Source organism: Pseudomonas sp. VMV1, from assembly GCF_056790235.1.
In genome coordinates, this window is record NZ_JBXGSE010000001.1 from 940,976 (window position 1) to 952,489 (window position 11,514).

Here is an 11,514-nt window from a genome sequence, read left to right on the forward strand (position 1 = left end):
CAGAATGGCCCTTGGGTCTAGGTGTTATAATGTAACGTTTATAGTGGGTTTATGGTCAGTTTTATCTGGCTCACTGCTGCTAGCATCTGCTCAATGAAGCGACGCTTCCCGTACACCGCAAAGGTCACTGCTGTATCCCCATGACCTACCAAGTCCTTAAGTAGGCTATCGGCGATCCCTGCCTCTCTCATGTCGTCTATGAATGAGTGCCTGAAGCTATGGAAGGTCTTTCGAGGATCGGTGATCCCCTGCTTGTGCCTGTAGACGCCAAACCACTTCGACACGGCATATCCGTACTTGCCTCTGACAGCCTTCAGCTCAGGCCACAGCCTTTCCTGTCCTGCCTGCCTCAAGTCTTCTAGGTGGTCACGTAACCCGATCTCTAGCAGGTCGGGATGCAAAGGGATGGCTCGTCGGCTGGATGGGTTCTTGAGCTTCTGGTCTGGCCTAGCGTCATCGATCTTGATACAGGTGATGCCTTGCTCTTCCACGATGTCCTCAAGGTAGAGCTGAGCTAGCTCCTCCAAGCGTGCCCCTGTGGTTCGGGCTAAGAGGGGTAGCCAATACCTCCAGGGATTCTTCCTAGCTTCCTTAGTAAGAGAGCTATGGTTGAGGAGGGTGGCGATGTCTCGTTGATCGAAGGGTAGGCGTGCATCCTTAGCTGATGCCTCCATTACCTTCATTCCCCTCAGGGGGTTAGCTTGCAGGTATCCATTGGAGACGCACCAGTTCATCCAGGAGGTCAGCTTTCGTAGCCGGTTGTTGATGGTGACTGGTGTGATGGTCTCGTACTGATGCCCAGACTCCACAATCTCCAGCAGCGTCTTGCCTTTGAATTCAGGACGCAGGCCGTAGTACCGAGGGCAGCGGGATAACCTTTCCTTTAGTGTCCTGGCCTGTTTTTGATCGAAGACTTCCGCCTCCATATCACCCATCAAAGCAAAGAAGTCTTGGATGGTGCGCTCTACGTCAGCTATCTGTCCTTGCCTCCAGGCTCCTTGCTTCCCTTCAGCTACGTACTCCTTTGCAAGCCTGCTCAGCAGCGGTCCGTTTGCCATGACTGGTAGAGGAGGACTGACACGATTGGGAGGCGGAGAGGGCAGACGTTCGAGTCTCTCCGTCAGCACCATATTCCTACACAGTGCCTGTAGCTCGCTGTAGGTGGCTTCCGGGTACGTAGACCGATGTTCATCGACCTGCTGAGCTATCGCCGTGGCTTTGAAGATGGCTGCTCGTCGCTCCTGTATCCCTAGGCTGATTCGTAAGTGCTGATCGCCGATGCGAACGTTGAGGTAGTAGGTCGAACCTCTGCGAATGACGTACATGTGTGACAGGCCTGTGTGACACCAATGTGTGACAAAGCCGCCACCTCAGGAATCGTGTGTTGAGCATCGAATGGAGGTAAAATCCCAAATTGCCCAGAACCTGCTATCTAGAGCGGTTCAACGATCAACCGGTGTGCTTGCACATTACCCGGTCAGGCCCGGAAGGGAGCAGCCGCAGCGGTGATGTCGTGTGCCGGGGTGTGGCTGGCGGGGCCACCTCCATTTCTCCCCCTCGTTTTTTCCTTCTGCTTTTCCCTCCGCGCTACTCCTCTCCTGTTTCGATCCTTTTCAATGCGCTAACCCCTTCACAGGGTTTAAGTGACGAAATGCACTGTTTTGGATCATGGCTCCGTGCCATCATGAGCGATGAATATCAATACTGGACGAATGTCCAAGGATCCCTCGTGAAGAACGGACTCGAAAGCGCAGGACGCGCCCTTAGCTATGGCTTGCAACCCTATCGTATCGATTGCCGGCGCGATTCTCCCGCTACCCTAGTGGCGCAGATCTTTCATCCTCAAGAGCCGCTCCTGCTGATCAGGATCAACCTGACCAATGAGGAGGCGAACAACCCCTTCCAGCTGAACGCGACCGTTACCCGGCTGCGTAGCCAGCTAGATGCGCTCGCGGCCTATGTCTCCAGTGTGGTCCTCGCAGACGGCGAAGAGTGCTGCCTGCGTGCCTGAGACGGCCTTTTCGGCGCCATTTCTCCTCCTGATCGCTTGAAAATCCCCCTGGCTACCTCCATCTAACGAGGTAGCCGAAGTCCTCGTGGCATCGCCTTGGTGCCACGCCACGGGATGCATTCGTGGCCCCTCTTCGTTAGCATGTGCTCCCCCCACGTCTTCTCCTGATCAGGTCTCGATGAGTTACCAGGTTCTTGCGCGCAAATGGCGCCCGCGGTCGTTCCGCGAAATGGTCGGCCAGACCCATGTGCTCAAGGCGCTGATCAACGCGCTGGATAACGAGCGGCTGCACCACGCCTATCTCTTCACCGGAACCCGCGGGGTGGGCAAGACCACCATCGCGCGGATCCTGGCCAAGTGCCTGAATTGCGAGACCGGGATCAGCTCGACGCCCTGTGGTAGCTGCTCGGTATGCCGCGAGATCGACGAAGGCCGTTTCGTCGATCTGATCGAGGTGGATGCCGCCAGCCGTACCAAGGTGGAAGACACCCGTGAGCTGCTGGAGAACGTGCAGTACGCGCCGTCCCGTGGTCGCTACAAGGTGTACCTCATCGACGAGGTGCACATGCTCTCCACCCACAGCTTCAATGCTCTGCTCAAGACGCTGGAAGAGCCGCCGCCCCACGTCAAGTTCCTGCTCGCTACTACCGATCCGCAAAAGCTGCCGGTCACCATCCTCTCGCGCTGCCTGCAGTTCTCGCTGAAGAACATGCCGCCGGAGCGGGTCGTTGCCCATCTTCAGCACGTACTTGCCGCGGAAAGCATTCCCTTCGAGGACGACGCCCTCTGGCTGCTGGGGCGCGCGGCCGATGGCTCCATGCGCGATGCCATGAGCCTGACCGACCAGGCGATCGCCTTTGGCGAGGGCAAGGTATTGGCTGCGGACGTGCGCGCCATGCTCGGCACCCTCGACCATGGCCAGGTCTACGACGTGCTCCAGGCCCTGCTGGAAGGGGATGGGCGCGCCGTGCTGGACGCAGTCCGCCATCTGGCCGAGCAGGGTCCCGACTGGGGCGGTGTTCTGGCCGAGCTGCTCAATGTGCTGCACCGCGTGGCCATCGCCCAGGTGTTGCCCGATGCGGTGGACAATGGCCAGGGCGATCGCGAGCGGGTGTTGACCCTGGCGCAGACGCTGCCGGCGGAAGACGTCCAATATTATTACCAGTTGGGTCTGGTTGGCCGGCGCGATCTGCCGCTGGCGCCGGACCCGCGGCACGGCTTCGAGATGGTCCTGCTGCGCATGCTGGCCTTCCGGCCGGCGGGTGCGGCCATCCCCGAGCGACCGGCCTTAAAGACGACGGGAGCCAGCCCGGCCACGGCTGACTCCAATCCCCGTCCGGTGGCCGCAGCGGTCCCGACGCCGGCAGCGCCTGCAGCCTCGCCTCAAACGGCACCCGCGCTGAAACAGGCATCGCCATCTTCGGGTAATACCACCCCTAAAGAGTCGCTGGTCGATCTTCCCTGGGGGGAACCTGCGCAACCAGTAGTCGAGGCGGCAAAGGCGCCGGCTCCGGTGGCGCGGCCCGTTACGCCAGCGCCCCAGGCGACGCCCAGCGCACCTGCCACGCCCCGGGTCGAGACGACCCCTGCGGCGACGGTAATCGCCGAGTTGCCGGCGGACACCTCCGGTGACGATCTGGACGGTGACGAAGAGCCGCCGCCAGCCGAGGATTACTACGAAGTAGGGCTGGACGACTATCTCGACAGCCTTGGCGAACCGGCGGTCGACGAGGTAGCCGCGGCTCCAGCGCCTGCGGTGCAGCCGGCCACGGGCCTCGCGGCCGATTGGCAGGCGCTGTTCCCCGATCTCAAGCTGGGCGGTCTGACCGCCAGCATCGCGGCCAACTGCACCCTGGTGGCAGTAGATGACGATCGCTGGCATCTGCACCTGGATCCGGCGCAGAGCGCCCTGTTCAACGCCAACCAGCAGCGCCGGCTCAACGATGCGCTGAACCAGCAGCAGGGACGTACAATCACGCTCGAGGTCACCATCCAGACCCCCGAGCAGGAGACGCCCGCCCAGGCCGCCGCCAGGCGCCGGGCGGAGCGACAGCGGCTGGCGGAGCAGTCCATCCAGGACGACCCGCTCATCCGCCAGATGATGCAACAGTTCGCCGCCACGGTGCGCGCGGGTACCATCGAGCCGGTCGACACCCAAGCCTGACCGGTTTTCCATTCATAGTTCGAGGTAGCAGACATGATGAAAGGTGGCATGGCCGGCCTGATGAAGCAGGCCCAGCAGATGCAGGAAAAGATGCAGAAGATGCAGGAAGAGCTGGCGAACGCCGAAGTGACCGGCCAATCCGGCGCCGGGCTGGTCAGCGTCGTCATGACCGGCCGACACGACGTCAAGCGCGTCAGCCTGGACGACAGCCTGATGCAGGAAGACAAGGAAATCCTCGAAGACCTGATCGCCGCCGCGGTGAATGACGCGGTCCGCAAGATCGAGCAGAATAGCCAGGACAAGATGTCCGGCATGACCTCCGGGATGCAGTTGCCGCCCGGCTTCAAGATGCCTTTCTAAGACGCTCCAGCTCCGGGTGTCCGCTGGACACCCGTTTCTCCCGCCTTCCAATACGGTAGTCCATGAGCTTCAGTCCCCTGATCCGCCAATTGATCGATGCGCTCCGGGTCCTGCCCGGTGTTGGCCAGAAGTCTGCCCAGCGCATGGCCCTGCAACTGCTCGAACGCGAACGCCAGGGCGGCCTGCGCCTGGCCAGTGCCCTCAGCGCGGCCATGGAAGGGGTAGGCTACTGCCGCCAGTGTCGTACCCTGAGCGAAAGCGAGATCTGCGGCTTCTGCAGCGATACCCGGCGTGACGACAGCCTGCTGTGCGTGGTCGAGGGCCCCATGGACGTCTTCGCCGTGGAGCAGACCGGCTATCGCGGGCGCTACTTCGTGCTCAAGGGGCACCTGTCGCCCATCGACGGTCTGGGTCCGGACGCCATCGGCGTGCCCGAACTCGAACGGCGCGTCAGCGAGGGCGGCTTCCAGGAAATGATCATCGCCACCAACCCCACGGTGGAAGGCGAGGCGACTGCCTACTACATCGCCCAGCTGCTGGCGCCCAAGGGCCTGACCATCTCCCGGATCGCCCATGGCGTGCCCCTGGGCGGCGAGCTGGATCTGGTCGACGGCGGAACCCTGACCCACGCCTTCGCTGGGCGCAAGCCGATCTCGCTCTAGCGCCGTACTATCCCGTCACCCTGAAAGGATGACAGCTCTGTATCTTGTGATCGAGAAGCATTATCATTATTGGAAGTCAGCTGCTTCCGAGGATGGTGATGCAGACGCTCGAGTCCGACCGGCACGGACAAATCCGGACCCTCTACCTGGACCACCACGGCTGGCTGCGCGAGCGCCTGCAGCGGCGGCTGGGTTGCCTGGGGCAGGCGGCCGACCTGGCCCAGGATACCTTCGTCCGGCTGCTGGCGCGAGAAACCGAGCTGGAACGCCTGCGTGAACCGCGCGCCTTTCTCGCTACCGTTGCCCAGGGATTGCTGGCCAATCATTGGCGCCGCCAGGCGCTGGAGCGCGCCTATCTGGAGGCCCTGGCCACGCGACCCGAGGAGGTACAGCCTTCGCCGGAAGCCCAAGCGCTGATCCTGGAAACCCTCACCGAACTCGATGCGCTACTCGATCGCCTGCCCAGTCGCGTGCGCCAGGCCTTTCTGCTGGCGCAGCTCGAAGGCCTCACCTATGCCCTCATCGCCCAGCGTCTGGGGGTGTCGGAGCGGATGGTCAAGAAGTACATGGCGCAAGCCATGCTCCACTGCCTGGAACTGGTCTCTTGAGTGCCCTGAACCCTGGCCGCGGTGAACCGCTGGAAGAGGCGGCGCTCTGGTTTGCTGAGCTGGCTGCCGACGAGGTGGATCCCGCCACCGAGCGCGCCTGGGAGCGTTGGCTCCAGGCGGACACTCGCCACGCCGTCGCCTGGGCACGGGTGGAGGAGATCAGCGCCCGCTTCGCGGGTCTGCCGGTGTCAGGACGCCTGGCACTGGCGCGGCGCGAGACCCTGGGGCGGCGCCGTGCGCTCAAGGTGTTGGGCCTGGCCCTGGGTGGCCTGGCACTGGGCTGGAATCGTCCGGACGACTGGCGGCTAGGGCAGGGTGCTGATCTGAGCACGGCAGTCGGTGAGATCCGTGCCTTCGACCTCGCCACTGGGGTGCGGGGCTGGCTCAACACCGACAGCCAGCTGGCGCGGGAGACTTCAATCCGCTGGCGGCTATTGCGCGGCGAGGTGCTGTTGGAAAGTCGGCGCGGGGCGGCGGTCCTGCAATTGGACACGGCGGTCGGTCAGGTGCGTCCTGGCCCGGGCTGTTGCGCGGTCCGAGCGCGCGAGGACGGGCTGGAGGTCGCAGCCTATAGCGGCATCCTCCAGCTGTTGCCACTACAGGCACCCCCTCAGGTCCTGGCTGAAGGGGCTCGCGCCCTGATGACCGTGAACGGGGTGCGGCCGCTGGGTCGCGTCGATCCGGGTCGTCAGCTCTGGCGCCAGGGGCGGCTGGTGGTGGACGACTGGTCGTTGCAGGCCTTGGTGGAGGAACTCGGGCGTTATCGCCCAGGGCTGCTGACCTGCACCGCCACGGTCGCCGGACTGCGCGTGGTAGGCAGCTATCCACTGGGCGACACCGATCGCGCCCTGGCAGCCCTGGCCGATAGCCTCCCGGTGCGGGTGGAGCGGCGCCTGCCCTGGTGGGTGCAGCTCGTGCCCGCTTAAAAAAATGCGGCGGGTGGTTCCCCTTTTGGGCGCTCGTGGGGCTTAGAGGAAACGATCTGTTATTCGAGGCCTCCATGCATTGCCCACCCCGCTTTACCCTTCACCCCCTGCGTCGCGCGGCACGTGTCCTGGCGCTGGCCGTACCGCTGGGGATTACCGGTCTGGTCGCGCCGTTGGGCCTGGCCCAGGCCGCGCCCCCAGCTCAGGAATACCGGATCGAGGCAGGCAGCCTGGCCACCGTGGTCAGCACCTTCGCCGCCCAGAGTGGCGTACTGCTCTCGGCACCAGCCCAAAGTCTGGAGGGGCGCCGCAGTCCGGGGCTGCAGGGCCGCTACACACCGGGCGAAGGCTTCCAGCAGATCCTCCAGGGCAGCGGCCTGCAGGCGGTGCGCCAGGCCGATGGCAGCTATCGCCTGGAGTCGGTGGCCGCGACCGGCGTGACCTCCCTGAACGACACCACGGTGACCGGCTTCGCCCTGGGCAATGCCCTGGGCGAGACCGATGGCTACCTGGCGACCCATAGCAACGTGGCCACCAAGACCAGCAAGGGGCTGCTGGAAACCTCCCAGTCGGTCTCGGTGGTGACCCGCGAGCAGATCGATGAGCAAGGCGCCAAGACCGTGCAGCAGGCCATGAGGTACACCCCGGGCATCTTCACCGGCCAGATCGGCGCGTCCAATCGCTATGACTATGTGGTGATGCGCGGCTTCGCCGACAACAGCGTCGACAATGTCTTTCTCGACGGCCTCAAGACCATGGGCGACAGCGGCACCTTCAGCTCGCTGCAGGTCGATCCCTATTTTCTCGAACGCATCGACGTGGTGAAGGGGCCGGCCTCGGTGCTCTATGGCCGTAGCCTGCCAGGCGGGCTGGTGGCGCTCACCAGCAAGAAGCCGCTGTACCAGCCCTATCACCAGGTCCAGGCCATGCTGGGCAATCTCGGCCAGCGCGGCGCCGGCTTTGATTTCGGCGGGCCGCTGGACGAGGAGGGGCGTATCGCCTATCGCCTGGTGGGCCTCGCCCAGCACAGCGATACCCAGTTCAACCACGTGGAAGAAGAGCGCTATGCCCTGGCGCCCAGCCTAGCCATCGACCTGAGCGACGACACCACCCTGACCCTGCAGGCCTATCTGCAAAAGGACCCGGACGGTGGCTACCACAGCGGGGTACCGGCCGAGGGCAGTCTCTATCGGCGCAACGGTCGCTACATCAGCAACCATTTCTTCGACGGCGAGCCCGATCACGACAAGTTCGAGCGGACCCAGCAGATGGTCGGCTATCAGTTCGAGCACAGATTCAACGACGTCTGGAGCGCGCGGCAGAACTTCCGCTACGCCAAGTCGCGGGTTGAGCTGGAGCAGGTCTATGGCTACGGCTATGTCGGCGACAGCAATCTGCTCAATCGCTATTACTCCGGCGGCCGCGAGAACCTGCACGCCTATACCCTGGACAATCTGGTCCAGGCGGACTTCGACTGGGCCGGCAGCCGGCACACCCTGCTCGCCGGACTGGACTACCAGCGTCGCTGGACCCATGTGGATTGGCCCAGTGGCACGGCGGATCCGCTGGACGCCTTCGAGCCCAGCTACGGCGGTCAGGTGACCATCTCACCCGGCACCGAATACCGCCGCGAGCTGGCGCAGACCGGCGTCTACCTGCAGGATCTCATCGAGCTGGATCGCTGGCGCTTTTCCCTGGGTCTGCGCCAGGACTGGGTGGAGATCGGCATCGAGGATCGTCTGGCGGGTACGCGCAGCAGCGCGCGCCGCGGCCAGGCCAGCGGGCGGGCCGGGGCACTCTATCTGTTCGACAATGGCCTGGCGCCCTACCTGAGCTATTCCACGTCCTTCAATCCCAATGCCTACAACGACGCGGCGGGCAATCCCCTGGAGCCCACCGAGGGCAAGCAGTGGGAGCTGGGCCTGAAGTACCAGCCGCCGGGCAGCACCAGCTTCTACACCGCCTCGCTGTTCCACATCACCCAGGAAAACGTGGCGACCAAGCTGCCGCAGGAAGACTTCTATTCCTCGGTAGGCGAGATCCGTTCCCGTGGCCTGGAGCTGGAAGGCCATCTGCAGCTGGCCGAGCGCCTCAAGCTGCTGGGCAGCTACACCTTCACCGACATCGAGTACACCCAGGCGCTGGATGGCAACCAGGGCAACACGCCGAACCAGGCGCCACGCCACCAGGCGTCGCTGTGGGGTGAGTACGAGCTGGCCGGACCGCTGGCGGGGTTCAGCGTCGGCGCCGGGGCGCGCTACGTGGGCACCAGCTGGGCGGACAAGGCCAACACCCGTAAGGTACCGGCCTACACCCTGGTGGATGCCATGCTCGCCTATGACTTCACCCGGCTCGGGCTGCCGGGGCTCACGGCGCGGGTCAATGCCAACAACCTGATGGGCAAGGACTATGTGGCGTCCTGCTATAGCCTGGACTTCTGCTATTTCGGGGAGGAGCGCAACGTGACCGCGACGGTCAGCTACAGCTTCTAAAGGGGCCGGGCGCCTGTTGCTGGCTGAGCGGCAGGCGCAAGCGGCTCAGCCTTCCAGCTGGCCGCCCGCGAGGGCGCAGAGGCGGGCGGAGTCGAGGATGCGTACTTCCTTGCCTTCGGCCGCCAGCACGCCGCTCTGCTGGAAGCGGGTGAAGACCCGCGACACGGTTTCCACCGCCAGGCCGAGGAAGTTGCCGATTTCGTTGCGCGACATGCTCAGGCGGAATTGCTGGGCGGAAAAGCCACGGGCATGGAAGCGCGCCGAGAGATTGACCAGGAAGGTGGCTATGCGCTCGTCTGCGCTCTTCTTGGACAGGAGCACCATCATCTGCTGGTCGTCGCGGATTTCCCGGCTCATCACCCGCAACAATTGCCGGCGCAGTTGCGGCAGCTGCTCGGAGAGCTCGTCCAGGCGCTCGAAGGGGATCTCGCAGACGGTGGTGGTCTCCAGCGCCCGGGCCGAGACCGGATAGCGCTCGGTGTCCATGCCCGATAGCCCGACCAGTTCGCTGGGCAGGTGGAAGCCGGTGATCTGCTCCTCCCCGGTATCGCTTAGGCTGCTGGTGCGCAGCGCGCCGGAACGCACCGCATAGACCGAGCCGAAGGTATCGCCCTGGCGGAACAGGTGGTCGCCCTTGGCCAGCGGCCGGCCGCGCTTGACGATCTGGTCGAGGGCGTCCAGGTCCTTCAGGTCGAGCGAGAGCGGCAGGCACAGCGAGGCGAGGCTGCAATCCTTGCAATGGGCCTGGGCGTTGCGCAGCTTGAGGGGCTCGGTCATGGCGGAGGATCGCTTCTCGTCTGGTTCCAAAAGTCTAACTTTAGCAGTCATGGCAGGCATGGGTCATATCACCCGGGAAAAGCGCTGGTTGTCGTGGCCCGACAGGTAGCGGTCGAACAGCATGCACAGGGCGCGTATCAGCAGGCGGCCAGGGGGTAGCACCTGAAGGCCGCGCTCGTCGAGGCAAATCAGGCCGTCGGCGGCCATGGCCAGTAGCTGCGGCCAGGCGTCCGCGAAGTACTGGCGAAAATCCAGCTCGCAACTGCGTTCGATGGCGGCGAAATCCAGCTGGAAATGGCAGATCAGCTGGCCGATCACCGCGCCGCGAATGCGGTCATCCCGCGACCGTCGCACGCCGCGGGCCACCGCCAGGTCGCCGTGGCCCAGGCGTTCCTGGTAGCGGGCGAGGTCGGGCGTATTCTGGCAGAGGACATCGCCGATCTGGCTGATGGCGGAAACGCCCAGACCCAGCAGGTCGCAGTGACCGTGGGTGGTGTAGCCCTGGAAGTTGCGCTGCAGGGTGCCGTCTTCCTGGGCGATGGCCAGATCATCGTCGGGCAGGGCGAAGTGGTCCATGCCGATGTAGCGATAGCCGGCGGCCAGCAGCTGTTCCACGGTGCGCTGCAGCATCTCCAGCTTGGCCGCGGGGTCCGGCAGCTCGCTGACTTCGATGCGTCGCTGCGGCGGAAAGCGCTGTGGCAGGTGGGCGTAGTTGAACACCGACAGGCGATGCGGTTGCAGCTCCAGCACCCGCTCCACGGTGTGGGCGAAGCTGGCTGGGGTCTGCCGGGGCAGGCCGTAGATGAGGTCCAGGTTGATGGAGCGGTAGTCTAGGGCGCGAGCGGCCTCCACGAGGGTGCGGGTGTCGTCGAAGGGTTGCAGGCGATTGATCGCCAGCTGCACCTGCAGGTCCAGGTCCTGGACGCCAAAGCTCACGCGGTTGAAGCCCAGCTCGCGGAGCAGGCCCATGGTGCTCCAGTCGGCTTCGCGCGGGTCGATCTCGATGGAGTAGTCACCGCGGTCGTCGTAGGCCAGGGTGAAGTGGCGGCGCAGGTCAGCCATCAGCTCGCGCAGCTGCATGGGGTTGAGAAAGGTCGGGGTGCCACCGCCAAGGTGCAGCTGTTCCACCCGCTGCTTACTGTCCAGGTGCCGGCTGGTGAGGACCATCTCCTGGCGCAGGGCCTCCAGGTAGGCGGCGCTGCGGCTGCGGTCCTTGGTGATGACCTTGTTGCAGGCGCAGTAGTAGCAGATGTTCGCGCAGAAGGGCACGTGCAGGTAGAGCGACAGCGGGCGTCCGGCCTGGCGGCTCAGGCGCAGGGCGCCGAGCAGGTCGAAGGGGCCGATGCCGTCGTGGAATTGCACGGCGGTGGGGTAGGAGGTGTAGCGGGGGCCGGCGCGATCGTAGCGGGCGATGAGGTCGGCGTCCCAGACGAGGGCGGCTGTCATGCCGGGCTCCAATGGTTTCGAGGCGCCCAGTGTGAGGGGCAGGCTCCGGCCTTTATTGATCCAGATCA

General features: G+C 64.3%; 10 protein-coding genes. 7 read left to right on the forward strand and 3 right to left on the reverse strand.

Features of this window, described 5'->3' with window-relative positions; translation table 11 throughout:
- Positions 1 to 38: 38 nt before the first annotated feature.
- Positions 39 to 1,325 (reverse strand): site-specific integrase, encoded by a 1,287-nt coding sequence (locus tag ACUCV0_RS04475; RefSeq protein ID WP_482212101.1) that lies wholly within the window; start codon positions 1,323 to 1,325, stop codon positions 39 to 41.
- A gap of 359 nt (positions 1,326 to 1,684) precedes the next feature.
- Between ACUCV0_RS04475 and ACUCV0_RS04480 the strand changes: the two genes are divergently transcribed.
- From ACUCV0_RS04480 to ACUCV0_RS04510, 7 genes are all read left to right on the forward strand, one after another.
- Entirely contained in the window at positions 1,685 to 2,011 is a 327-nt protein-coding gene (locus ACUCV0_RS04480; RefSeq protein WP_482212102.1) for a hypothetical protein, read from the forward strand.
- A gap of 178 nt (positions 2,012 to 2,189) precedes the next feature.
- Entirely contained in the window at positions 2,190 to 4,175 is a 1,986-nt protein-coding gene (gene dnaX, locus ACUCV0_RS04485; protein ID WP_482212103.1) for a DNA polymerase III subunit gamma/tau, read from the forward strand.
- 33 nt (positions 4,176 to 4,208) lie between these two features.
- Positions 4,209 to 4,535 (forward strand): YbaB/EbfC family nucleoid-associated protein, encoded by a 327-nt coding sequence (locus ACUCV0_RS04490; RefSeq protein ID WP_007162246.1) that lies wholly within the window; start codon positions 4,209 to 4,211, stop codon positions 4,533 to 4,535.
- 62 nt (positions 4,536 to 4,597) lie between these two features.
- Positions 4,598 to 5,197 carry a recombination mediator RecR gene (recR, locus tag ACUCV0_RS04495; RefSeq protein ID WP_271654636.1) on the forward strand — a complete coding sequence of 200 codons (600 nt, stop codon included), beginning with the start codon at positions 4,598 to 4,600 and terminating at the stop codon, positions 5,195 to 5,197.
- 98 nt (positions 5,198 to 5,295) lie between these two features.
- On the forward strand, positions 5,296 to 5,805 hold the full coding sequence (locus ACUCV0_RS04500) for a sigma-70 family RNA polymerase sigma factor (protein WP_482212104.1): 510 nt from the start codon (positions 5,296 to 5,298) through the stop codon (positions 5,803 to 5,805).
- On the forward strand, positions 5,802 to 6,731 hold the full coding sequence (locus ACUCV0_RS04505) for a DUF4880 domain-containing protein (protein WP_482212105.1): 930 nt from the start codon (positions 5,802 to 5,804) through the stop codon (positions 6,729 to 6,731). Before ACUCV0_RS04500 ends, ACUCV0_RS04505 begins: the two co-directional genes overlap by 4 nt.
- Before the next feature lie 74 nt (positions 6,732 to 6,805).
- Positions 6,806 to 9,223, forward strand: coding sequence for a TonB-dependent siderophore receptor (locus ACUCV0_RS04510; RefSeq protein WP_482212106.1), 2,418 nt, complete (start codon positions 6,806 to 6,808; stop codon positions 9,221 to 9,223).
- A 45-nt stretch (positions 9,224 to 9,268) separates the two neighbouring features.
- On the opposite strand, the gene fnr is transcribed toward ACUCV0_RS04510, so the two are convergent.
- Positions 9,269 to 10,000 (reverse strand): fumarate/nitrate reduction transcriptional regulator Fnr, encoded by a 732-nt coding sequence (gene fnr / locus ACUCV0_RS04515; RefSeq protein ID WP_312379047.1) that lies wholly within the window; start codon positions 9,998 to 10,000, stop codon positions 9,269 to 9,271.
- A gap of 63 nt (positions 10,001 to 10,063) precedes the next feature.
- Positions 10,064 to 11,446, reverse strand: coding sequence for an oxygen-independent coproporphyrinogen III oxidase (hemN, locus tag ACUCV0_RS04520; protein WP_482212107.1), 1,383 nt, complete (start codon positions 11,444 to 11,446; stop codon positions 10,064 to 10,066).
- Positions 11,447 to 11,514 lie beyond the last annotated feature (68 nt).

Excerpts from the sequence above, each read along its gene's own strand:
- ACUCV0_RS04475 (WP_482212101.1), bottom strand. The coding sequence starts at position 1,325 with ATGTACGTCATTCGCAGAGGTTCGACCTACTACCTCAACGTTCGCATC.
- ACUCV0_RS04480 (WP_482212102.1), top strand. The coding sequence starts at position 1,685 with ATGAGCGATGAATATCAATACTGGACGAATGTCCAAGGATCCCTCGTG.
- dnaX (WP_482212103.1), top strand. The coding sequence starts at position 2,190 with ATGAGTTACCAGGTTCTTGCGCGCAAATGGCGCCCGCGGTCGTTCCGC.
- ACUCV0_RS04490 (WP_007162246.1), top strand. The coding sequence starts at position 4,209 with ATGATGAAAGGTGGCATGGCCGGCCTGATGAAGCAGGCCCAGCAGATG.
- recR (WP_271654636.1), top strand. The coding sequence starts at position 4,598 with ATGAGCTTCAGTCCCCTGATCCGCCAATTGATCGATGCGCTCCGGGTC.
- ACUCV0_RS04500 (WP_482212104.1), top strand. The coding sequence starts at position 5,296 with ATGCAGACGCTCGAGTCCGACCGGCACGGACAAATCCGGACCCTCTAC.
- ACUCV0_RS04510 (WP_482212106.1), top strand. The coding sequence starts at position 6,806 with ATGCATTGCCCACCCCGCTTTACCCTTCACCCCCTGCGTCGCGCGGCA.
- fnr (WP_312379047.1), bottom strand. The coding sequence starts at position 10,000 with ATGACCGAGCCCCTCAAGCTGCGCAACGCCCAGGCCCATTGCAAGGAT.
- hemN (WP_482212107.1), bottom strand. The coding sequence starts at position 11,446 with ATGACAGCCGCCCTCGTCTGGGACGCCGACCTCATCGCCCGCTACGAT.